The following is a 23282-nucleotide window of genomic DNA, read 5'->3' as shown; positions in this document are numbered from 1 at the left end:
CTTTCCTGAAATGAAATGCGCCCCATGCTCACAACGCTGATTGTCGTCCTTCCCGTTTTTGCGCTGATTTTCTCCGGCTGGGGTGCCTTCAAGCTGAAAATACTCGGGCCTCATGCGATAGCGGAGCTGAACCGTTTCGTCGTCTATCTGGCGCTACCCGCCCTTCTCTTCGACATCATGGCCAATACGCATGGCAGCGAGCTCTGGCAGCCGGGGTTCATCGCAGTATTTCTGCTTTCAAGCGCCATTGCTTTCGCATTGCCCTTTCTGGTGCGGCTGCGTGGAAAACTGCCTCTGGCTGATACCGCGCTTGACGGCCTGAACGCTGCCTATCCGAATACCGGCTATATGGGCATTCCGCTTTCGATGATCGCCTTCGGGTCAGGCGTTTTGGCCGCAACCACCATTTCGATCATCATCACCGTCTGCGTCACCTTTGCTTTTGCGATTGTGTTGATCGAAATCGGCTTGCAGACCGAGAAGAAGCCGCTTCATCTCATCTGGAAGGTCATGCGGTCCCTGATCCGCAATCCGCTGCTTGTCGCTCCAGCACTTGGTGCAGTGGTGTCCTTTCTGGGGCTCACCATCCCTGCCCCGGCGGAAACCTTCCTGAAGATGCTCGGTGGTGCCGCATCCCCTTGCGCACTGGTGGCGCTTGGCCTGTTCCTCGCCCAGCCGCACAAGATCGAACGCGAAAGCGTCAATGCCATCGCTTTTCTCGTGTCGGCGAAGCTCATTGTCCAGCCGCTCGCGACCTGGCTGCTGGCGGTCTATGTCTTCGGACTGCCTCCCCTGCTCGCGCAAAGTGCTGCCCTTCTTGCAGCACTTCCGACCGGCACAGGCCCCTTCATGCTGGCCGAGCATTATCGTCGCGAGGCGGCGATAACCTCCAACGTCATCCTCTATTCGACAGTGATATCTATCCTCACCTTGTCGGCATATTTGGCGCTAATTCGCTAAAACGCGCAAAAAACATCGCCAAAAGCCGGTGGCAACTACGGCAAAAACAGTACCAAACGTGGCAGTTCGGTGTCTTTTTCATGAAATGTGAACAAATTTTTCTAGTCAAATATTTCAATAGTTTAGGTAGTAAACGATAGGTTTATTTCTCCATCACGCCAGATTGCAGCACGAAATCTTCTTTTGTTCGAGGCGTTTTGCGCTTAGATTCTAGCTTCCTACCAGCGCGCGTCCGGTCACCCGGGCGCATATGAAGGAGACAGACCAATGGGACTTACGCGATCTTTGAATGTCCTCATGATCTGTGCGGCATTTGCATTTGTTGCAGCGTTGATAGCAGGCGTCATCCCTTAGGGGAATTAGCCTAAACCATTACGGCGGCTTCGGTTTTGAGGATAGGCCGACCCGCACGAAAATGAAAAGCCCGGCGTAACCGCCGGGCTTTCTTTTATTTCAAGCAACCTCTAAAGCTGCTTCCGTCTTCGGCCTTATGCCAATCATATGACAGATCGCAAATGGCAGATCGGCGCGATTCATCGTGTAGAAATGGAAATCCTGCACGCCGCGCTCAATCAGATCCATCACCTGCTCGGCGGCAATTGCCGCTGCGACCAGCTGATGCGTCTGCGGATCATTGTCCAGTCCTTCGAAGCGTTCCGCCAGCCAACTCGGTATATGCGTCGCCGACCGCGCGCAGAAATTCTTGACCTGTTTGAAATTGTGCACCGGCAGGACACCTGGAACGATCGGGATATAGATACCAGCACGGCGAACACGCTCGACATAACGCTCGTAAAGGTCGTTCTCGAAGAAGAACTGGGTGATGGCGCGCGTTGCACCATTATCGACCTTGCGCTTCAGCATATCGATATCGGTGACAAAATCCGGGCTTTCCGGATGCTTTTCCGGATAGGCGGAAACCGAAATGTCGAAATCGGCAATATTGCGCAAACCGGAAACCAGTTCGGCGCCGTTCTGATAGCCGCCCGGCGTCGGTACATATTTTTCGCCGATACCGGCGGCCGGGTCGCCGCGCAGCGCCACGAAGCGGTTGACACCAAGAGCTGCGAACTCACGCACGACGCGGTCGACTTCCTCGCGTGTTGCATCCACGCAGGTCAGGTGCGCCGCTGGCTTGACATCTGTTTCCTTGAGGATGCGCGCCACAGTACGCGCTGTGCGTTCACGCGTAGAACCGCCAGCACCATAGGTCACGGAGACAAATTCGGGTTGCAGCGGAGCGAGCCGCGTCACCGTATCCCAGAGACGCTGTTCCATTTCCTCCGACTTGGGCGGGAAGAATTCGAACGATACCCGGGTGGTCTGGCCAATATCCGGTCGGCGGGAAAGACCGTAAAAACCCATCAAACTGTCTCCGTCATGCTCATTATCTGTTTTTGTCGCATTGTCTCTATCCCAAAACCGGTTCCCACTTTTGGGAGACATGCGAAGCCGGATCGGCGATAAGAAGGCGTGGATCGCGGGCAAGCCACAGCTTCACCGTCAGCCCCTCTTCTCCATTGGCCGCCTTCGGCTCCAGTTCCAGTGTCTTTTCCGGCTCAAGACCGGCATCTCTCATCCAGCCCAGCATCTGCTCGTCGCTGAATCCAAGCCGCAAATGGGCGTGTTCCTCACGCAGGAATTCGAGCTTGTGCGGCGCAAAATCGACGATCAGCAACCGTCCGTTGGGGCGCAAAGCCCGCGCCGCTTCACGAATGGCCGCAAGCGGATCGTCAAGGAAGTGCAGAACTTGATGAATAGTCACCAGATCGAAGCTCTCACGCTCCACAGGCAGCGCATAGACATCGCCTTGGCGAACCTGCGCATTGCCGATAGCTGCAAGATCAAGATTGGCTCGCGCCACAGACAGCATGTCACGATTGATGTCGATGCCGACACCACGAAGGTAAAGCGGGGCAAAAAGCTCCAGCAACCGACCCGTGCCGGTGCCGACATCCAGCATCGCCTGAAACGGCTTGTCACCGATAACTTTCTTAAGCGCGACTTCAACCGCATTCTCGGAAACATGCAGCCTGCGAATCTGATCCCAGCTGCCGGCATTGGCGCTGAAATAGGCGGCCGCCTTTTCCTGACGGCTGGACTTCACCTGCGACAGGCGTTCCATATCGCGCTCAACCAGCGCATCCGCCTTGTCGAGACGGGCCAAAAGCCCACGTGCAAGATCGCCACTGATCGCATTGTCGGCGAGACGGAAATAAGCCCATGCCCCTTCCTGATAGCGATCGATAAGATCGGCTTCCCCAAGCAGCTTCAGATGGCGCGAAACCCGCGGCTGGGATTGCCCCAATATCGTCGTCAGGTCGGAGACGGTGAGATCACCGCGCGAAAGAAGCGCCAAAATACGCAAGCGGCTTGGTTCAGCCACCGCCTTCAGCACATCTACCATCAGATCGAGTTGCAGTTGCAAACCGGTCATGCCTTCCGCTCTTGATTGATCCATCACCTCATTTACGGTCCGTCGCGGCAATCCGTAAAGATATAAAGATATGTTTATATGAAAAGTAATTCCTGCGCAAGCGATTTTCGTGGCACAATGAGGCAGACAAAGGATTCGCCTCAATAACTGACTGTAAGGATAAGCCATGCGTGCAGGCACAATGCGCCAGAAGGCAATCGCCAAATCGCTGACGCTCCTGCTTCCAGCCGTACCCTATTCGGATTCAGAACCGATCCGCGCTGCGGCGCTCAGCCCCCATATGAAGACGTTGCCACCATCTACTGCCGTGTGGCTGGCGACAGTCGCGCATGTGCGCCACACGCATACTGATTACGATGCACTGCGGGATGATGGATATGACAAGGATTCAGCGCGCTTCTTCGTGCTGGATGCAATCAATACCAAGCTGACCGAATGGCGCGCCACGCGCCTTCTGTCGCCCGAAGACGACGAAGCCGTGGAGATGTGAAAACGCCGCCCCGAGGCGGCGTTTGATACGCGATAGAACACCGGCTACTCGGTGCCGTGGCCTTGCAGATATCCATGTTCACGCGGGTTCGGCATGACAAGGCTGACGACGAAGACAATCACCATCATCGCGGTCACATACCAGAAGAAGCCGCTTTCCATGCCCTGCTGCTTGAACCAGAGCGCCACATATTCAGCCGTGCCGCCAAAGATCGCATTGGCGATGGCGTAGGAAAATCCGACGCCCAGCGCCCGCACTTCCGCCGGAAACAATTCCGCTTTCACGATGCCGCTGATGGAGGTGTACATGCTGACAACCGCCAGAGCGATCACGATATAGATGAATGCCAAGGTCGAGCTCTGCACCGAACCGATCAACGTCATGAGCGGGATTGTGGTCAGGATTGAAATGCCGCCAAAGCCGATCATCATCGTCTTGCGGCCGATCCTGTCGGACAACGCGCCGAAAAGCGGCTGCATCAACATATAGGCCAACAACACGAAGGTCATGGTTTCACTGGCCGTTTCCTTGCTCATGCCAGCAGTGTTGACCAGATATTTCTGCATATACGTGGTGAAAGTATAGAAGGCGAGCGAACCGCCAGCCGTGAAGCCGACGACGACAAGGAAGGCCTTGCGATGGTTCTTCCAGATATTGGCGAAGCTGCCCGCCGCCTTGTTGTTGCGGGTTTCTTCCGTCGAGGTCTCGTGAAGGGTCCGCCGCAGAAAAAGCGCGACGATGGCTGCAACACCGCCAATGGCGAATGGAATGCGCCAACCCCAGGCATGAAGCTCGTCCGATGTCAGGAAGAACTGCAGGACCACGATCACAAGAACAGCGAGCAACTGCCCGCCAATCAGCGTGACATACTGGAACGAGGAGAAGAAGCCACGGCGCCCGGCCAGCGCCACCTCACTCATATAGGTAGCGGTGGTGCCGTATTCGCCGCCCACGGAAAGGCCCTGCAAGAGGCGCACGATCAACAGCAGGAATGGCGCCAGAACACCTATCGTTTCATAGGTCGGCAAAATGGCGATGGCGAAAGAGCCAAGGCACATCATCGTAACCGAAATCAGCATGGATGTGCGCCGACCAAGCTTGTCGGCAATGCGACCAAACAGCCAGCCACCGATGGGGCGCATGAGGAAGCCAGCCGCAAAAATCGCAGCCGCATTCAGCAACTGGCTGGTCTGGTCCTCCGCAGGGAAAAACTGCGATGCGAAATAAAGCGCACCGAAGGAATAGACGTAAAAATCGTACCACTCCACCAGATTACCCGATGCGCTGGCCACGATGGCAAAGACGCGGCGGCGCGTGTCATGGGCATCATGTGCCGCTTCGACCTCACCATTGGCGTCAGCATGCATTTCTGCATTGTTCATTCTGAAAACTCCCGATAGCAGGCGGTTCTCAAACAGCCTGCAAGCCGCCGACCCCAAGCAGGGATTACCGAAATCGGCGATTGTTTCACTTCGTAAACATAAAACTACGAACCGCATTCAACCCGAAAGCAGGCTCGTATTTGAAATGTCCTCCCGGTCGAAATCACGCTGCTTGGATCTATTGCGAAGACACAACGACGCCTGAAACAGTCCTTGAACCGGCGGCCTCGGCGTTCATTCCCATTGAAAAATAAAAACGGAGCAAGAGCATCGAAACCGGCCTCCTGAACGAAGTCGCAACGGGGATGGCGCGCATCGCGGCGTTACGATCATGACAGCTCATATTTAGAGCGGTTTCAGGATGCGGCCAGACCATAGGAACAAAATCGTTTGCATGCAATCTATTCCAATATTAGAAATTGCTTAAATGCATAATTGACGTTACCGAGCGATGAGATTCCAATATAAGGCATTGAAATAATTATAAAATAATTAGATTCTTCTACACGGGCAATCGATCAATTCCCCGTGTAGAGCGATCTTCGGGCAACTATCTCTTCTGAACAACCAGGAAAATACGCGGAAAACGCAGCAGGACTTTCCCGTCTAAAGCCGCCGGATAATGCGGCGCAATCCTCGCCTTGTAAGCCTTCAGATAGTCGGCCTGCTCCTGTTCATCGAGCGGATCGAGAAACGGTCGCAATCCTGTTCCCTTCACCCATTCCGCAATCGCATCCACGCCATCCAGCGGGTGATTATAGACCGTGTGCCATATATCCAGCCGGGCGGCCTGACCGGCGAGCGCGTTATAATATTCCATCACCGGGGGCAGAGGTCCCCTGCCCTTGGTGCCGATCTTGGCAGCAAAGGCCTCTGTTTTTGCGACGTCACGCATACCGACATGGGTCTGCTCGCCCATATTGTCAGGCATCTGGACGGCCAGCACCGCGCCGTGACGAAGCAGCGACAAGAGGCGTTTCATCTGCTCGATGTGATCCGGCAGCCACTGGAAAACAGCATTGGAGAAGAGAACATCGGTTTCTGTATCCGGCTCGTAGCTCGCCACATCGCCGATGGTGAAATCCACCTTCGGCAGGCGGGCCTTGGCCTTCTCGATCATGTCTGGCGATGTATCGAAGCCGGAAACATCAGCTTCCGGCCAACGCTCAACCAGAAGCTCCGTCGAGTTACCCGGTCCGCAGCCGATATCGACCACCTTGCGCGGCTTATCGACCGGTATCTGGGCCAGAAGATCGCGTGCCGGGCGGCTGCGTTCGTCTTCAAACTTCAGATATTGCTTTGCAGACCAGTCTTTCATCATGTTTCCCTTCATCAAATAAAAAAGGCCGGTGCATTGCACCGGCCTTAGCTTTAAAGCGCCAAAGGTTCGTTGAGGTTCTGGCTATGGCGAGACGAAAATGGTGAGGTTCGAGAACCGGAGCGGAGCGTACTTTGCGTACGTGAGCACCGGAAGCGCAGAACCACGCCATTTGCAGACCGCCAGAGCCTGAACATCTCGAACCTTACCGTGTGAGCGGCTTGTAGGTCACCCGTTTCGGGTTGACGCTATCCGGTCCAAGACGACGGATCTTGTCAGCTTCATAGTCCTCGAAGTTGCCTTCGAACCATTCGACATGGCTGTCGCCTTCGAATGCGAGGATATGTGTTGCCAGACGGTCGAGGAACATACGATCATGGCTGATGATAACGGCGCAGCCAGCGAAGTTTTCCAGCGCATCTTCAAGCGCGCCGAGCGTTTCCGTATCGAGATCGTTGGTCGGTTCATCGAGCAGCAGAACATTGCCGCCGGACTTCAGCATCTTGGCAAGGTGAACGCGATTGCGCTGGCCGCCGGAGAGATTGCCGACCTTCTGCTGCTGGTCGCCGCCCTTGAAGTTGAACGCACCGCAATAAGCTCGGGAGTTCATTTCAAACTTGCCGAGCTTGATGACGTCATTGCCGCCGGAAATCTCTTCCCAGACGGTCTTGTTGGCATCGAGCGCGTCGCGGCTCTGGTCCACATAGGAAAGATGAACCGTATCGCCAATACGAACCGAACCGTTATCCGGCTGTTCCTGCTCCGTCAGCATCTTGAAGAGCGTCGATTTACCGGCGCCGTTCGGGCCGATCACACCTACAATGCCGCCTGCTGGCAGCTTGAAGCTCAGATCGTCGATCAGGAGACGGTCGCCATAGCCTTTCGACAGACCCTCGACCTCAATGACCACCTGACCGAGTCGCTCGCCGACCGGGATAATGATCTGCGCATCGCCAGGGCGACGCTCTTCCGCGCTCTTGACCAGTTCGTCATAGGCCTTGATACGCGCCTTGGACTTGGCCTGACGGGCCTTCGGGCTTGCAGAAATCCACTCGCGTTCACGCGACAGCGCCTTTTCACGGGCAGCCTCTTCACGGCCTTCCTGTTGCATGCGCTTGGCCTTGGCTTCCAGATAGGCGGAATAATTGCCTTCATAAGGAATGCCGCGGCCACGGTCGAGCTCGAGAATCCAGCCCGTCACATTGTCGAGGAAGTAGCGATCGTGGGTGATGATCAGCACCGAACCCGGATATTCACGCAGGTGCTTTTCAAGCCATGCGGTCGTTTCGGCGTCCAAATGGTTGGTCGGTTCGTCGAGAAGCAGCAGATCAGGCTTCGAAAGCAGAAGCTTGCAAAGTGCCACACGGCGCTTTTCACCGCCCGATAGTTTGGTCACGTCGGCGTCGCCCGGAGGGCAGCGCAGCGCTTCCATGGCCATTTCAACCTGGCTTTCGAGATCCCAGAGGTTCTGGCTGTCGATGATGTCCTGAAGCTTCGCGCCTTCATCCGCGGTTTCGTCGGAATAGTTCATCATCAGTTCGTTGTAACGGTCGATGATCGCCTTCTTGGCGGCCACACCTTCCATCACATTACCGAGCACGTCCTTGGAAGGATCAAGTTCCGGTTCCTGGGCAAGATAACCGCAGGTCGCGCCATCGGCCAGCCAGGCCTCGCCGGTATATTCCTTGTCGAGACCGGCCATGATCTTGAGGATGGTCGACTTACCGGCGCCGTTTGGGCCGAGAATGCCGATCTTCGCGTCGGGATAGAAGGAGAGATGGATATTCTCCAGAATCTTCTTGTTGCCGTAGGCCTTATTGAGGCCGGACATGTGATAAATGAACTGGCGTGCCATAAAGCGCGTCGTCTCCGCAGGTTGAGAAGCGCGATCGGTCTTAACATTGCCGAACCGCGCGGAAATTGCTGACGCGTATGTAGGCCAAATATGCCCCGGACGCAAACGGCAACCCACGAAACGGAAGCAGCCGGTACCGCAAATCAAACTCTGATGAAAACCATAAATAATGAAACCGGGCGCGGATATTTCCGTCACCCGGTTTCCCCTCTGGCCACCGTCCGCGAAAGTTTCCTCCCTTTCATCGGACGGCCTGCAAGTTATGACGTGGAATCCCGTTTAAAACGCCCCTGATTGCCCTTCAAAAAACCCGTCTGCAAAGTTAGATTTGCCCAAGCTTTTGCGCTTTTCAAGCGGAATCTGCACAAAAAACGCAATTGCCTAAAATTCATTCACACTCCGTTCCAGTGCCTGTTTAAGCGACGCCGCAACGGAGGAGATTGACTATTTGCACGGCATAAAATCAGATGGCGAAATGACATTCAAAACCATTCATCATCTGCCGGTTTCAGACAAATCAGAACTCCCGTTCCGCACCGTCCGCGCCGGGACACCGCGAGCCGTTGTCCAGATATGCCACGGCCTTGCCGAACATTCCGCACGCTATGAACGCTTCGCGTCCGTCTTGGTCGCAACAGGCTACCACGTCTATATCCACGACCATCGCGGTCACGGAGCCAATATCGGCGCTCATGCGCCAAGAGGAATGTTTGCACAAAAGCAGGGCCATCGTGTGGCTATCGAGGACGTGCAGACGCTTAACCGGCATATTCACGAGAACCATCCGGGCCTTCCGGTCGTGCTTTTCGGACATTCCATGGGCGGGCTGATCGCGCTGAACTATGTGCTGGACTACGCTGACACAGTCGATGCCGCCGCGATCTGGAATGCCAATGTCGATGGTGGCGCGGAAAGCGCTGCAGCGCTCGCACTTCTTTATATGGAGCGCATGCTGAAAGGCTCAGATGTTCCGAGCACCATTCTGCCAAAGATGACTTTCCGCGCCTGGGGTCGATCCATAAAGGGCCACCGCACGCTATTCGACTGGCTTTCGCACGACCCGGCAGAGGTCGACGCCTATGTCGCCGATCCGCTTTGCGGCTTCGATGCCAGCGTGGCGTTATGGATCGACATTTTCCGCTTGATCCGCCGTGGCGCCGACGACCGGAACTTTTCCAATATCCCGCGAAACATGCCCTTCAATCTTGTTGGTGGAGCCGAAGACCCTGCAACGGTGAACGGTGCCGCAGTGCGCAGATTGGCAGACAGAATGCGGAAAATGGGTTTTGAGCGTGTCAATTGCACGATCCTGCCCGGCACCCGCCACGAGAGCCTCAATGAAATCAACCGGGATGAGGTGACACAGAATTTTCTGGATTGGCTGGCGGAGGCTCTTCCGTATCCGGCAATGTCCGGCTAAAAAACGGCAGTCAACCGATCAATCAAGCTATTATCCGGGCCAGAACTCACGTTTACTTGAACCGTCTTGGCTTTGCCATCCAATCAATGCTATGGAGCGCGCCTTGCGCGTTATCGGGTTTCCGGGCAGGAAAGCCGAGCTTAAGCAGATAGCGCGAGGAATAAAGGAACACTCCGCTTGGACACACCGACGATTTCTGTGGTTATCCCCTGCCGCAACGAAGCCGACAATCTTGCCTTTTTGCTGGATGAAGTCGATGCCGCCATGCAGGGCCGCGCATACGAAGTCATCGTCGTCGACGACGGTTCGACGGACTCGACCAGCGATGTACTCGCGGGCCGCATTCATGCCGGGAAGCCACTCCGCCATCTGCGCCATGACCGGTCGTCAGGCCAGAGCGCTGCTGTGCGCTCCGGTGTTTTCGCGGCACGCGGCAAGATCGTCGTGACTATGGATGGCGACGGACAGAACAACCCCGCCTATCTCCCGGTTCTGGCAGATGCACTGTTAAAGGCCGGGCCTGATTACGGCATTGCAGCCGGACAGCGCCTCAAGCGCACGGATACGAAACTCAAGCAGCTTTCGTCTCGCTTTGCTAACAATCTGCGCGGCGCGATCCTCAAGGACAAGACCCGCGATTCCGGCTGCGGCCTGAAAGCGCTGCACACTGACCTGTTCCGGCAACTGCCGTTCTTTGACGGATGGCATCGCTATCTGCCTGCTTTGGCAATCCGCGAAGGTTTCGACGTCGTGCATGTCGATGTTGTCGACCGCGAACGCCGCCACGGCAAATCCAATTACGGCATTCTGGACCGTGGAGTGCGTGGCATTCTGGACCTTTATGGCGTCTGGTGGCTGCGGAAGCGCCGCAAGGTCGTTCCGCGTGTGAGAGAGATCACCCATGACTGATATTTTCAACAGCCTGTCACAGTGGCTGCACGAGGTTTTCGTGGCCCAGTGGGATGGCTGGATCGTGCTGGGCTTCGTCGCTCAGGCCTGCTTCACCATGCGCTTCGTTGTGCAGTGGTTGGCTTCCGAAAAGGCAAAACGCAGCGTCATGCCGGTTGCCTTCTGGTTCTTCTCACTCTTCGGCGGCATTTTGCTGCTGATCTATGCGATCCAGCGTAAAGACCCGGTCTTCATCGCTGGCCAAGGACTTGGCCTCATCGTCTATGTTCGCAATCTCTGGCTCATCGCCAATGAGAAGAAGCGGCTGACATCCGGGGAATAAACTCCCCGGTCGTTTCCAGAGCATTTCTGGACGCAAAATCGGTTTCCACTTTTGCTGGAAATGCTCTGGTCAGGCCCGAAGCGTCCGCCCAACCGAACGATAATCTAGCCCGGTGCCTGCAATATCTTCTGCCTTGTAGACATTGCGTAGATCAATCAGCACATTTCCGGCCATGACATTGGCCACTCGCTTAAGATCGAGCGCACGATAAGCGTTCCATTCGGTCAGCAGGGCAACGACGCCTGCGCCCTTCGCCGCTTCGTAAGCTGAATTGCACCAGACAACATCAGGAAGCACCGCCCTGGCAGCGTCCATGGCCTCAGGGTCATGCGCCTGAACCTTGATCCCGGCTTTCTGAATGGCCGCGATAATGTCGAGCGCAGGAGACTCGCGAATATCATCGGTGTTCGGCTTGAAGGCGACGCCCAGGACAGCAACCGTGTCTGCACCGTTTTCCATGGCGGCAGTCACGATCCGTTCGGCCATCGACTGTTTGCGCGTCTCATTGACCGCAATGACCTGTTCGATCAGCGATTGCGGGGCATCATATTTCTTGCCCGTCGCAGCAAAGGCCCGCGTATCCTTCGGGAAGCACGACCCGCCGAAGCCCGGACCGGCATGCAGGAATTTCGAGCCGATGCGATTGTCCATACCAATGGCGCGCGCGACTTCCTGCACATTGCCGCCGGTCTTCTCACAAAGGTCCGCAACCTCGTTGATGAATGTCACCTTCATGGCCAGAAAAGCATTGGCCGCATATTTGATGATTTCCGCATTTTCCAGCGACGTGACGACCATCGGCGTTTCACGCAGGTAAAGCGGACGATAGAGGCGTTGCATCGCGGTTCTGCCGCGCTCGTCTTCCACCCCAACAACAACACGGTCGGGTCGCATGAAATCCTCGATTGCCGAGCCTTCCCGCAAGAATTCCGGATTGGACACCATCGAGAACGACACAGCCGGATTGGCAGCCTTGATACGGTCGCGTATGCGCGCATTGGTGCCAACCACGACCGTCGACTTGATGACGACCACGGCGCCCGGCTTCATGGCGGCGGCGATTTCATCCGCAGCTGCTTCGATATATTGCAGGTCCGCCTCGCCATCACCGCGACGGGACGGTGTGCCGACAGCGATGAAGATGACGTCGGCATCCGCGACACTTGTCGGAAGATCGGTGCTGAACTCCAGCCGACCATCGCGAATATTGCGGGTCATCAGCTCATCGAGCCCCGGCTCGAAGATGGTGACTTTCCCGGCCTTCAGCCGCTCGATGATCGACGGGTTCTTGTCGACGCAGGTAACGTGAAAGCCGAATTCGGCAAAACACACACCCGAAACCAGACCCACATAGCCCGTTCCGATCATCGCCAGCTTCATATGTTCAGTCCTTCAGTTTGGCTTCGCGTGAGATTCCGGCCCCGGTTTGCCGGAAATGGCAGCGTTAGAGAACCGGAGCATCGTTCACTTAAAGTTACATGCAGACCGGAAACGTCAAACAACGCCATTTGCAGGCGGCCAGAACCGAAATATCGGTAGGCTCACAGCCATTTGTCGTAGTCGGATACCAGAAGATGCAGCGGCTTCTCGTTTTCATCGATATTCGAAAAACGGCCAATCGGCTCGCGGAAAATATTGTCGGTCAGGTCGTCGTTGACGGTCGAAACCTCGCCGATCAGCACATCGCCGCCTTCCCCCCAGAAAGCATGCCAATTGCCCGGCAGCAGCGTCACGCTTTCGCCCGGCTGCAGCTTCAGATGAGCACCAGCCTTCTGCGTCACAAGGCGTCCGTCGGTGGCAACCGTCACGTCGGTTTGCTCATCCACACTACCATCCGGCAGCGAGTTGAACAGTTCCAGCACCAGCGTGCCACCACCACGATTGATGATGTCTTCGGCCTTCACCACATGCCGGTGCATCGGAGAAAGCTGGTTCTTGCGCGAGATCATGATCTTTTCGGCATAAAGCATGCCGCCGCCGCGCTTGAGGTCTTCTGCGTTGCCGTTACGCGTGGTGAAGAGGAACAGGCCAAGATCGGCGAACTTGCCCTGCCCGTAGTCCGTAATATCCCAACCAAGACGCGCGTCGCGAATGGCATGCGCATCCGAAGAGGTCCGCGCCTTCAATTCCTCGGGCGACCAATATGCGAAAGGCGGCATGACATAGCCGAAAGAGCGGATGAAAGCGTCGCTTTCGCGGATGATTTCGTTGATTTCAGAACGTTTCATGGCCACCGAGCCTCCCATGGAATGAAACAGATTGGGATGTGGTTGACGTGGTAACTGGCTTTTAAACCAATTTGCAATCCCGGAAACGCTCCGAAGGCGGATGTAACACATATTTGCGACGATCTGATCACGCCGCAAAAGCGACATTTTGGCGTGTCGTCTTTACGCGAAAACCATGTCGCATCCCAATGCGCGTTTAGAATAGTTCAGTGATTGAATCGAGATAACGGAAGCTAGTTCACAGACCTCGGGAGATGTGGGCAAGCCATTGAGATAACGGGACAAGCCGTGCTTCCGGAAGACAAAGGGAACACCGGATCGAGCCATAGTCGCTGGGAGAACAGCAGAAGGCAGATCCAAGATGGAAAGCAAGGGTTCGAGGCTATGGACGTTCGCAACGAAATGCTGGGGCTGTTGACCGGGCGCGACCCCAATTTCAGCCTGGAGCAGAAATTCTACACCGATCCAGAATATCACAAGCTGGATCTGGAGAACATTTTCTACAAGGACTGGCTGTTTGTCGGCCATGATTGCGAGCTGCCGAAGACCGGTTCCTATATGACCGTGCAGATCGGCGCTTATCCTGTTGTCATCGTTCGCGATGCGCAGGGCGGCATTCGTGCTTTCCACAATTCCTGTCGCCATCGTGGTTCGCGCATTTGCGCGGCTGAAAAGGGAACCGCCGCAAAGCTCGTCTGCCCTTATCACCAGTGGACCTATGAACTGGACGGGCGTCTGCTCTTCGCGCGTCAGGTCGGCCCTGACTTCAAGCCTGCCGAATACGGCCTGAAGCCGGTTCATTGCGAAACCGTCGCCGGCTATATCTATGTCTGCGTCGCCGAGGAAGCGCCCGATTTCGGTGCATTCCGCAATCTGGTCGAGCCTTATCTCGCACCGCACAATATCAAGGATGCAAAGGTCGCCTTCGAAAGCTCGATCATCGAGAAGGGCAACTGGAAGCTCGTCTGGGAAAACAACCGCGAGTGCTATCACTGCGCCGCGAACCATCCAGAACTCTGCCGCACCTATCCGGAAGCTCCGTCGGCAACCGGCGTGCAGGGCGTGATGGAAGACCCGGAGATCAACCAGCTCTGGAAGAATTGCGCCAGCGTCGGTCTGCCTGCAGAATTCAACATGTCCGAAGATGGGCGCTATCGCATCACCCGCATCCCACTTCTGCGCGACGCGGTGAGCTACACCATGTCTGGCAAGGCGGCAGTCAAGAAGCCTTTGAGCGATCAGGTGGCTGGCAACACGAATATCGGTGCGATGTTGATGTTCAACTATCCATCAACTTGGAACCACCTGATGGCAGATCATGCGATTTCCTTCCGCGTTCTGCCGATCAGCGCCGAGGAAACGCTTGTCACCACCAAATGGCTCGTCCACAAGGATGCCGTCGAAGGCGTGGATTATGATCTCGATGAACTGACCCATGTCTGGATCCAGACCAATGACCAGGACCGGCAGATCGTTGAAGAAAATGCGGTGGGCATTTGCTCGCCCGCTTATCAGCCGGGCCCTTACTCGGTTGAACATGAAGGCGGCGTGATGCAGTTCCTCGAATGGTACACCAACACCATTACGCCGCGCCTGCGTGGTGAAGCGGCAAAGCTCAGCCGCGTCGCCTGATTTTTGAAATGCAGTTGAAGAAGTGAGAAGGCCATGCAGCCTCTGAAATATCTGGACGAGATGCTGCCGTGGAACGACAGGTTGCAGATGCTGGAATGCATCTCGGCCATCGAAGAAGCGCCAGACGTCATGACCTTCTCCTTCAAGACCGCCGAGGACAACTGGTTCCGCTATACGCCGGGCCAGTTCGTCACTCTGGAACTGCCGATTGAACGGGCAGATGGCCTCGGCCCGGTGCTACGGACCTATACGCTTTCCTCGACCCCTTCCCGCCCCTACCACGTCTCCGTCACCGTCAAGGCGCAGAAGGACAGCATCGGCACGCGCTGGATGCTCGACAATCTGCGTCCGCCGATGAAGATCAAGGCTTACGGACCGAACGGCGATTTCTCACTCGCCAATCATCCGGGCGAAAAGTATCTTTTCGTCTCTGCCGGTTCCGGCATCACGCCGATGGTTTCCATGACGCGCTGGCTCTTCGACTGTGCACCAGCGACCGACGTCGCGTTCATCAATTGCGCGCGCACGCCGGACGACATCATTTTCCGCCGTGAACTGGAGCTGCTTGCCGGTCGCATGGAAGCAATGCATCTGGCCTTCATTGTCGAGCAATCATCGGCACGCCATGTCTGGCCGGGCCTGCACGGGCGCATAGACCGTGCGCGGCTTGAACTGCTGGCGCCTGATTTCCTGCATCGCAAGGTTTTCTGCTGTGGGCCGGAACCGTTCATGAACGGTGTGCGGGGCCTGCTGGAAGACGCCGGTTTCAACATGGCCAACTATCATCAGGAGAGCTTTAATCCGGCCAGCGAGATTTCGTCGGTTCCGGTACCGTCCACGCTCTCCGAACCGGCGAGTACAGCGACAGCACCCATCGCCCCGGCCGTGGCAGCAGCCAGCGTCGTCTTCAGCCTTTCCGGCGTGGAAGTCGAATGTACGGAAAACGACACAATCCTGCTTGCCGCCCGTAGTGGCGGCCTCAAGATTCCGAGCGCCTGCGAGTTCGGAATCTGTGGCACCTGCAAGGTGAAGTGCCTCGGCGGAGAGACCGAGATGAATCACAATGGCGGCATTCGCGACGACGAAATTGCCGAGGGCTATATCCTCGCCTGCTGCAGCCGCCCACGCGGGCGCGTGGAGATCGATGCCTAGAGCGCATCCAGAAAAGTGCGAAGCGGTTTTCGGAATAAAATGCGCGCTCTGAAAATCAGGCTTTCTTCAGAAACTCGGTCCGCAGCACCAGTCCCTTGACCTGCTTGGTGCTGCAATCGACTTCGTCCGGGTTCCCGGTGAGGCGAATGCCCTTGACCAGTGTTCCCCGCTTCAATGTCGTGGAGGTTCCCTTGACCTTCAGGTCCTTGATCAAGGTGACGGAATCGCCGTCATTCAACTGAGTTCCATTGCTGTCGCGGACGATAACATCTGTCATGATGGTTTCCTGTCTGGTGTCTGATTTGAGCCGTCCGTAGCACTCTTGCCGATGTTATACCAGAACGCGGCTTATTGCTGGTCTCGTGAACCCTGTCTGGCTATAGTCGGTTACGGAATAAGCAAAGCGAGTATTCTATGATCGGTCATGCACTTGTGGTTGTCGACATCCAGAATGATTTCTGCCCCGGCGGTGCGCTGGCCGTCGATCGCGGTGACGAAATCATTCCCACCGTCAACCGGCTGATCGATGAAAGCGAACACGTGATCCTCACGCAGGACTGGCACCCGGCCAATCATTCAAGCTTCGCCTCGACTCATGCCCACGCCCAGCCTTTCGATACGATCGAGATGGCCTATGGCCTGCAGACGCTCTGGCCCGACCATTGCGTTCAGGGCGGTCATGGCGCAGATTTTCACGCCGATCTGCAGTGGACACGGGCACAGCTCGTCATTCGCAAAGGCTTTCGCATCGGCATAGACAGCTATTCTGCATTCTTCGAAAACGACCGCAGCACGCCGACCGGTCTTGGCGGGTATTTACGCGAACGTAACATTGGTTCGCTCACTCTGGCGGGACTGGCCACCGACTTCTGCGTCGCCTATTCGGCGCTCGACGCCATTGCAGAAGGCTTTCAGGTGCGCGTCCGTCTGGATGCGTGCCGCGGGATCGACCTTAATGGCTCAATGGAAATCATGCTGCAGAAGATGAAACAGGCTGGTGTCGAGTTGATTGACGAGCCTGTTTCAGCATCACATTTACTCTAGTGGTCTGATTCCGACATTTGCGTCCCTCTGATACAGGCGCCGGGCAAATGTCGGAATCGCAAAGACCACTAGTAACTTCATGTATCTGGTGGATTTTTCGAATTTGACGTTTGAAACAGCATCTCATTCAGCCGGAATTCAAACGTCAAATTCAATCCACCAGTTCGCCGTCCGGCAGCACGACGAAGATCAACACAGCGATGATGGTGATAAAGAACCGGAACGCAGATTCGATCCCGTTCCAGGTTTGCGACATCCACATGCCGAACCATTCGCCGCCAACCGACATGAAGCCGACCTGCCAGACCAAAAAACCGAGTGCGAGACCGGCAATGGCCCATTTCTTCGAACGGTTGAAGCTGACCGCCCGGTCAGTCAGACGGCCGAGCATCGCAAACGCCCCGATCCAGCACAGGATTGCCGTTAGCGTCTCTGCCGCGATGATGAGAATATAGGCGGCATTGTGCAGCATCGGATTAGTGATGGCGCGATACTTGATCGTGGCATCGGGAAAGATGGTATCCATCATCAGGACGTGCTGCACGAACCCGAAATTCGTGTCGTAATCGGTGATATTACCGAACGAAACCAGCGTTGCGAAAAAGGCTATAGCCGCCACGAAGGCGGTTTTGCTCAAACGTGTTACGATCATGGAAATCCCCTTCCCCGAATGAGCCGCAGCGCGCCGATCATGATCCCCTGAAAACAATCTGCAGCATGAAAACGCGATGTCAGTCGCGTCCGGTGATGGTCCTCAACTCCGGCGATTCGGTCAAGGCCAACAAAAAAGGGCAGCCGAAGCTGCCCTTCTAATCCAAGGATACAAGGCCAACTAGTGCCCTGTCACCTCTTCGGCTTCTTCCTGCCAGTTCGGATTGAGCCGGTTGTAGCGCAGCGAAGACATGAACGAGAGACCGATCAAAGCCGCGCCGATAAGGCCGGTAATGACTTCCGGAATATGTACCAGCGTCTGGACATACATGATGACCGCCAGAACCAGGATCGCATAGAAAGCACCATGTTCGAGGTAGCGGTACTGACCCAGCGTCTTGCGCTCGACAAGCATGATAGTGAGCGAACGCACATAGAATGCGCCGATACCAAGACCGATAGCGATGATGAACAGGTTCGTGGTCAGCGCGAACGCACCGATAACACCATCGAACGAGAAGCTGGCATCCAGCACTTCAAGATAGATGAAGGCGCCAAGACCACCGCGATGGACCATATCCATCTGCTCCTGCGTCGCATCCAGAACCTCGCCCAGTCCTTCGACAGCGAGGAAGGTCAGGAGACCGAACAGGGCTGCGATCAGGAAGGTGTGCGAATGTTCGGCATCAAGCTGGTACGAGAAGAAGATGATCAGAGCGATCGCCACACCGATCTCGACCCCCTGCACCGAAGCAAACTTCGACATACGGCTTTCGATGGCCTTGATCCAATGCACGTCCTTCTCGACATCAAAGAAGTACTTCATGCCGACCATAAGCAGAAATGTACCGCCAAAGGCAGCAATACCTGTATGGGATTCCGAGATCACGCGAGCATATTCATCCGGCTGCCAGATCGCGAGTTTCAATGCAGAGATCGGATCGGTCCACATGGCAACGGCGACAATGGCAAGCGGGAAGATGATGCGCATGCCGAAAACGGCAATGATAATGCCCCAAGTCAGGAAGCGATGCTGCCATTCCGGCGTCATGTCGCGCAGGATGCGCGCATTGACGATAGCGTTATCGAAAGAAAGCGATATTTCGAGAACGCTCAAAACTGCACAGATGATGAAGACGGAGACCATTCCCCCAAAAGTGCCGGTCATTTCGAAACCGAGCCAAACGGCACCAGCGAGACCCAGTACGGTAAAAACCATGGGCCAAATAAAGTAACGAAGAGTGGCCATTTCAAACCATTGAATTCTTATTGTTTATCAAACGGAAACAGCCACTGGCCGCTGCAGCACACTGCCGTGAAGCGAAATCCGCTTCCCGTCGCGCGCTACCTGACCACTGCTCTTCCCGCCAAGGCGTACCGGCTATGTAAGTAGCTTGCCAGATGCAAACAAGAGAAAGCGTGGCAATAATTTGGCCAATTTGCGGATTTGATGTGCTGAAATATTTCGTTACTATTCCGTGATACTAAAGTAGAACAGCCTCACAACTCCACCTACTCGCCCTCATAGTAAAATCTGCCGAAACGTCAGATTTGTACGAATTGTCACGTGGCAAAAACTTCATCACAACATAGATTTATAATGTGGGCTGCACACCGCTGCCGGTTGCAGGCCTTTCAGGAATAAGGGAATTCAACAGATGATTGCTCCGGAAGAGCTACAGCGCCGAATAGAAAAAAGACTTGCTGAGAGCAGTTTTTCACAACCGGAACTTCTGATCCGGCGGGCGCATCGTTTGGCGCAGGAAGGCAAGAACGGATCAGCCTCGGTGGCCGACGCACTGCTGAAGGAAGCCGGTTCGCAAGTAGGTCTGCAGGAGCTTTCCGAAATAATCGACCACAAGCCCTGGCTGCTCGAAACGATTATCAATGGCGCTGGGAAAAAGGTCGGCAACTCCGACCATCATTAGATGTGCGTTAGAACAAACATTTAGAGCGCATTTCCAGTATTTTTCTTTCGATACATGACTGCAAGGGGAGACACAGATGATGATAACCGGACCTCAATGCCGTGCAGCCAGAGCGCTTGTGGAATTCTCACGCGACCGTCTGGCCCAACTATCAGGGATCGACGCAACGACCATCGAGCAGTTTGAGCGCAAGCTCGGTACGCCAACGGGCGAACAGATACAGGCATTGGCCAATGCGCTGGAAAAAGCCGGTGCGCAATTCATTCCCGAAAATGGTGGCGGTGTCGGGGTACGCCTGAAATTCAATCGTTCGGAGACTAAACGCATTGCCAATCTGGAGAACGAGGGCGGCCCGACTGCCTCCGACGAGGTGCCGTAGCAAGCGCAGGCTTTTCGATAGCGCGTCCTGAAAACGACCGCGTAAATAGTTGGAGCGCCGACCCGGTTCAATCAGATCGGCGCTCCAGACTCTCAATTCCTGAAAAGACTTACTTGTCAGTCAGGGCCGGCGGATCCAGACGCTCCTGCATCTTGATCGTCACCAGATCCTTGGCTTCAAGATCATAATCTTTGAAAGCAGCACCGCGAAGAACCTGATCGTCATAGGTCTTGACGTAGTAAGTCATGTTCTTCATGTCGGCGATGGTCGTCCACTGCGTGTATTCGAGCGGCGTTGCCAGGTCCACGATCCAGCCCTTGGGAATATCAAAGTTGTTGGCGATATGCTCGGCCAGACGAACGCTTTGCGACCCGCTCGGCACCTTTGCCGCCGACAGAACGAAAGCGGTTGCGCGCACAAACCTTGATGGAGGCGTCGTGTCTCCAGGCACGCCCAGCATACCCGATCCTTCACCCAATGGCGTGAAAGTAGCGCCATTGACCTTGAGCGGCTTGGTATTGTCCGGCGACAGGTGAACATAATTGCGCAGATTGGTCATGTGCCAGTCGAAGGACGGCGAATTCGTCATCACTCCGAGCGGATTGTCATAAACCTTCAGCTTGCCATCGATGGGTTCAATGACAATCGATGCACCCGTCGCATCGTGCAGTGTATAATGCACAGGTGGTGCGAAACCCATATTGGGTTGCTTGACATCAATGACGGCAATGCTGCCAAGAGCTGCCTTCACTTCCGCCACGGTGGAGAAATTGGTCAGGGCCCAGCTCAAAACATCCCAAGGAGCAAGGCTGTCTTCCGCCTTGGCCGTGGAAGGATCCTGGAACTTGGCGTAATCCGGGAAATAGAGGATGCCGCCCGCAAGTCCCTTCTCATTCATGCCATCCGTGAGAGCCGGAATGCCGAATGCATTCATGCCGATCACGGCATATTTGCTCTTCCATTGCTTGCCGGGTTTCGCGTCGGCGGCGATCGCCGTGAAAGCATAGTTTCGCGGAACGACGATCATATCGGACTTGAGTTCGAACCCGAACTCCATCGTGCGTGCATAGACCATACCACCGTCGCTCGTCGGGAGAACGAAGCTGGTGCAGGCGAAAGCTGCCTGAGGAACGACCACAGCTGCAGCGATGAGAGCAGTTGCAGCGCCCCGCGCAAACATCCGGCGAGACGACTTCCAGATAGATTGTTTCGTTTTCATGATGACCTCGTTACTCCACGATTTGTCATATTAAGAATTGCCAAAATAACTTCCTCGCCTCACCTCAATGAGAAAAGAGGCGCCGCTCCCATTCCGAATAAATGGTTGCACCTGATGAAAGTAAACAGAACAAACCTTAATATAAGTATCAATTCTCAGTTTATTTCCCTGAATGATTAACATATATATGGAGAAAGATTTGAATCTGATGTATTATCGAAATTGCTAATACATAATCAAGGGAGTTTTTTCGGTTAAAGACGGAAGATCGCGTAACCAGAACGGGAATTTACTGTTAAAATTTTCTAGAAGTATTATATTAGCATCAACTGTTTTAATAGGTATGTCAGCGACATCGTTCGCGGCAGATGCCGTGACACCACAACCAGAAATTCAGGACCAGCAGCGCTGGCGCGTGATTTTCAGCCCATATGTCTGGGGTGCATCGCTGAACGGCACCGCTGGTCTGCTAGGCCGCAGCACCGATGTTAACGTCCCCTTTCGCGAAATTTTCGATAATCTCGATATGACTTTCATGGGCAATGTCGATATCAGCAACGGCACGGTTGGTTTTTTCATCGACGGTCAGTACGTCAAGACCAGTCAGGATGAAAACCTCCGCGACAATGAACTCGCCCTCGATATCAAGACAACCACCTTGGCAGCTGGTGCTTATTATCGCGTCTATGAACAGCAGCTCGAGGGAACGACGCTCTTCGGAAACCAGCGGATTTTCGCGATTGAACCAACCGTGGGTGTTCGCTGGACAAGACTGGAGGCCGGACTTGAAGTTGGCCCTTACAGCGAGTCGCGCAAGGTGGAATGGACCGATCCCTTTGTAGGCGCGCGTGTCTTCTACGACATCAATGACCGGTGGAACATTTTTGCAGAAGCCGACATTGGTGGTTTCGGAGCTGGAACCAAACTCAGCGCCAATGGCCAAATCTATCTTGGATATCGAACAACGGTTTTCGATATTCCCACGACATTCCGTGTCGGCTACCGCGCGCTTTATCAGGACTACAAGGACAACGATACGGTTGAGAATTTCAAGTATGACGTGACCCAGCATGGGCCAGTCGTCGGTTTCTCCGTCTCGTTCTAGCGCTCGTGGACAAAGGTTGACTGAGGAATCATTTTTTGATTCAAGGCTGCCATTTGGAGGCTGCTTTGGGCGAACGGATAGGTTTGACAGACGAGGAATGGTCGGTAATCAGTCCGCTTCTACCTGCTGAAAGTGGGCGTGGATGCCGCCCTGCTCAGGACAATCGGCGTTATTTCGAAGGCATGCTGTGGATGGCGCGCACAGGAGCGCAATGGCGGCATCTGCCTGATGAATACGGCAAGTGGAACAGCGTCTTCCGCCGATATCGACGCTGGGTGGAGACCGGTGTTTTCGAGGCACTGCTTGAGACACTGGCCGAACTGGTGGAACGGGATCGAAGTGCCGACATGATCGACAGTACCGTGGTCCGGGCACACCATTGTGCAGTCGGCATAAAAAGGGGACTCAAGAGACCGAGGCGCTTGGCCGATCGCGCGGCGGTTTCACAACCAAACTCCATGCCCGGTGCGATGCGAAAGGCCGACCGCTCGGCTTCGTCCTGACGCCCGGACAAACGCATGATACCCAGGGCTTCGCGCCGTTATTCCGGATGATCTCCGACCAGATCGAGGCGTTCCTCGCCGACAAGGGTTATGACGCTGACGCCATTCGCGACGAGATCGCCAGCGCCAATATCGAGGCCGTCATTCCGACAAAAAGCAACAGACGCCAACCAATCCCGCACGACAAAGCCAAATACAAATGGCGTAATCAGATCGAGCGCCTCTTCAACAAGCTCAAGAACTGGCGGCGCGTTGCGACCCGCTATGACAAGACCAAGGAATCCTACCTCGGTTTCGTCGCAATCGCTGCAGTCAAACTATGGATACCCTTTGTCCACGAGCGCTAGT

The 23282-nt window shown here is 55.2% G+C and carries 22 protein-coding genes and 1 pseudogene; 12 read left to right on the top strand and 11 right to left on the bottom strand.

Annotation, left to right across the window (positions count from 1 at the left end):
* The first annotated feature begins 24 nt into the window (after window positions 1-24).
* On the top strand, window positions 25-960 hold the full coding sequence (locus AAE521_RS11795) for an AEC family transporter (protein WP_071630012.1): 936 nt from the start codon (window positions 25-27) through the stop codon (window positions 958-960).
* 453 nt (window positions 961-1413) lie between these two features.
* Here AAE521_RS11795 and metF read toward each other — a convergent pair whose 3' ends face one another.
* Together metF and AAE521_RS11785 are read right to left on the bottom strand one after the other, a co-directional pair.
* Window positions 1414-2325, bottom strand: coding sequence for a methylenetetrahydrofolate reductase [NAD(P)H] (gene metF, locus AAE521_RS11790; protein ID WP_071630011.1), 912 nt, complete (start codon window positions 2323-2325; stop codon window positions 1414-1416).
* Between the two features lie 46 nt (window positions 2326-2371).
* Window positions 2372-3397: an ArsR/SmtB family transcription factor gene (locus AAE521_RS11785; protein WP_010659707.1), complete on the bottom strand. Its 1026-nt coding sequence runs from the start codon at window positions 3395-3397 to the stop codon at window positions 2372-2374.
* Between the two features lie 166 nt (window positions 3398-3563).
* On the opposite strand from AAE521_RS11785, the gene AAE521_RS11780 reads away from it, so the two are divergent.
* Window positions 3564-3887, top strand: a complete 324-nt coding sequence (locus AAE521_RS11780) for a DUF2293 domain-containing protein (protein ID WP_010659706.1) — start codon at window positions 3564-3566, stop codon at window positions 3885-3887.
* Window positions 3888-3931: 44 nt separating this feature from the next.
* On the opposite strand, the gene AAE521_RS11775 is transcribed toward AAE521_RS11780, so the two are convergent.
* The 3 genes from AAE521_RS11775 to ettA form a co-directional block, all read right to left on the bottom strand.
* Complete coding sequence (locus tag AAE521_RS11775) at window positions 3932-5269, bottom strand: MFS family transporter (RefSeq protein ID WP_342061395.1); 1338 nt, start codon at window positions 5267-5269, stop codon at window positions 3932-3934.
* A gap of 550 nt (window positions 5270-5819) precedes the next feature.
* Window positions 5820-6587: a trans-aconitate 2-methyltransferase gene (tam, locus tag AAE521_RS11770; RefSeq protein WP_071630208.1), complete on the bottom strand. Its 768-nt coding sequence runs from the start codon at window positions 6585-6587 to the stop codon at window positions 5820-5822.
* Window positions 6588-6792: 205 nt separating this feature from the next.
* Complete coding sequence (ettA, locus tag AAE521_RS11765; protein WP_012091727.1) at window positions 6793-8442, bottom strand: energy-dependent translational throttle protein EttA; 1650 nt, start codon at window positions 8440-8442, stop codon at window positions 6793-6795.
* 475 nt (window positions 8443-8917) lie between these two features.
* On the opposite strand from ettA, the gene AAE521_RS11760 reads away from it, so the two are divergent.
* The 3 genes from AAE521_RS11760 (at window position 8918) to AAE521_RS11750 (ending at window position 11093) form a co-directional block, all read left to right on the top strand.
* On the top strand, window positions 8918-9862 hold the full coding sequence (locus AAE521_RS11760) for an alpha/beta fold hydrolase (RefSeq protein ID WP_071630207.1): 945 nt from the start codon (window positions 8918-8920) through the stop codon (window positions 9860-9862).
* A gap of 177 nt (window positions 9863-10039) precedes the next feature.
* Window positions 10040-10771 (top strand): glycosyltransferase family 2 protein, encoded by a 732-nt coding sequence (locus AAE521_RS11755; protein ID WP_010659700.1) that lies wholly within the window; start codon window positions 10040-10042, stop codon window positions 10769-10771.
* The gene (locus tag AAE521_RS11750) at window positions 10764-11093 is read left to right on the top strand and encodes a lipid-A-disaccharide synthase N-terminal domain-containing protein (RefSeq protein ID WP_071630010.1); all 330 of its coding nucleotides are present in this window, start codon (window positions 10764-10766) and stop codon (window positions 11091-11093) included. The genes AAE521_RS11755 and AAE521_RS11750 overlap by 8 nt, the downstream gene beginning before the upstream one ends.
* Before the next feature lie 69 nt (window positions 11094-11162).
* Here the strand turns inward: AAE521_RS11750 and AAE521_RS11745 are convergent, their stop codons facing one another.
* Window positions 11163-12473: a UDP-glucose dehydrogenase family protein gene (locus AAE521_RS11745; RefSeq protein ID WP_071630009.1), complete on the bottom strand. Its 1311-nt coding sequence runs from the start codon at window positions 12471-12473 to the stop codon at window positions 11163-11165.
* A 161-nt stretch (window positions 12474-12634) separates the two neighbouring features.
* Window positions 12635-13321: a D-lyxose/D-mannose family sugar isomerase gene (locus AAE521_RS11740; protein WP_012091723.1), complete on the bottom strand. Its 687-nt coding sequence runs from the start codon at window positions 13319-13321 to the stop codon at window positions 12635-12637.
* A gap of 384 nt (window positions 13322-13705) precedes the next feature.
* Between AAE521_RS11740 and AAE521_RS11735 the strand changes: the two genes are divergently transcribed.
* On the top strand, window positions 13706-14953 hold the full coding sequence (locus tag AAE521_RS11735) for an aromatic ring-hydroxylating oxygenase subunit alpha (protein WP_071630008.1): 1248 nt from the start codon (window positions 13706-13708) through the stop codon (window positions 14951-14953).
* Between the two features lie 33 nt (window positions 14954-14986).
* Window positions 14987-16105 (top strand): FAD-binding oxidoreductase, encoded by a 1119-nt coding sequence (locus AAE521_RS11730; protein WP_012091721.1) that lies wholly within the window; start codon window positions 14987-14989, stop codon window positions 16103-16105.
* Between the two features lie 55 nt (window positions 16106-16160).
* Here the strand turns inward: AAE521_RS11730 and AAE521_RS11725 are convergent, their stop codons facing one another.
* Entirely contained in the window at window positions 16161-16382 is a 222-nt protein-coding gene (locus AAE521_RS11725) for an alkylphosphonate utilization protein (RefSeq protein ID WP_010659694.1), read from the bottom strand.
* Between the two features lie 137 nt (window positions 16383-16519).
* On the opposite strand from AAE521_RS11725, the gene pncA reads away from it, so the two are divergent.
* The gene (gene pncA, locus AAE521_RS11720; RefSeq protein WP_342061394.1) at window positions 16520-17149 is read left to right on the top strand and encodes a bifunctional nicotinamidase/pyrazinamidase; all 630 of its coding nucleotides are present in this window, start codon (window positions 16520-16522) and stop codon (window positions 17147-17149) included.
* Between the two features lie 151 nt (window positions 17150-17300).
* Here the strand turns inward: pncA and AAE521_RS11715 are convergent, their stop codons facing one another.
* Both AAE521_RS11715 and AAE521_RS11710 read right to left on the bottom strand, forming a co-directional pair.
* Window positions 17301-17801 (bottom strand): DUF2165 family protein, encoded by a 501-nt coding sequence (locus AAE521_RS11715; protein ID WP_010659692.1) that lies wholly within the window; start codon window positions 17799-17801, stop codon window positions 17301-17303.
* Window positions 17802-17981: 180 nt separating this feature from the next.
* On the bottom strand, window positions 17982-19049 hold the full coding sequence (locus AAE521_RS11710; RefSeq protein WP_012091719.1) for a DUF475 domain-containing protein: 1068 nt from the start codon (window positions 19047-19049) through the stop codon (window positions 17982-17984).
* A 409-nt stretch (window positions 19050-19458) separates the two neighbouring features.
* Here AAE521_RS11710 and AAE521_RS11705 point away from each other — a divergent pair, with 409 nt between their 5' ends.
* Complete coding sequence (locus tag AAE521_RS11705; protein ID WP_071630006.1) at window positions 19459-19728, top strand: hypothetical protein; 270 nt, start codon at window positions 19459-19461, stop codon at window positions 19726-19728.
* Window positions 19729-19804: 76 nt separating this feature from the next.
* Complete coding sequence (locus tag AAE521_RS11700) at window positions 19805-20107, top strand: helix-turn-helix domain-containing protein (protein WP_071630005.1); 303 nt, start codon at window positions 19805-19807, stop codon at window positions 20105-20107.
* Between the two features lie 109 nt (window positions 20108-20216).
* On the opposite strand, the gene AAE521_RS11695 is transcribed toward AAE521_RS11700, so the two are convergent.
* Window positions 20217-21326, bottom strand: a complete 1110-nt coding sequence (locus AAE521_RS11695) for a linear amide C-N hydrolase (protein WP_342061393.1) — start codon at window positions 21324-21326, stop codon at window positions 20217-20219.
* A 343-nt stretch (window positions 21327-21669) separates the two neighbouring features.
* Between AAE521_RS11695 and AAE521_RS11690 the strand changes: the two genes are divergently transcribed.
* Both AAE521_RS11690 and AAE521_RS26760 read left to right on the top strand, forming a co-directional pair.
* Window positions 21670-22431 carry a hypothetical protein gene (locus tag AAE521_RS11690; RefSeq protein ID WP_235817394.1) on the top strand — a complete coding sequence of 254 codons (762 nt, stop codon included), beginning with the start codon at window positions 21670-21672 and terminating at the stop codon, window positions 22429-22431.
* Window positions 22432-22466: 35 nt separating this feature from the next.
* A pseudogene (locus AAE521_RS26760) lies at window positions 22467-23281 on the top strand (IS5 family transposase).
* Window position 23282: the final 1 nt, after the last annotated feature.

The organism is Brucella cytisi (assembly GCF_038433355.1).
In the GTDB taxonomy this organism is placed as follows: domain Bacteria; phylum Pseudomonadota; class Alphaproteobacteria; order Rhizobiales; family Rhizobiaceae; genus Brucella; species Brucella cytisi.
The sequence above is the reverse complement of the archived record's forward strand: the minus strand, read 5'-3'. Positions and strand labels throughout refer to the sequence as shown.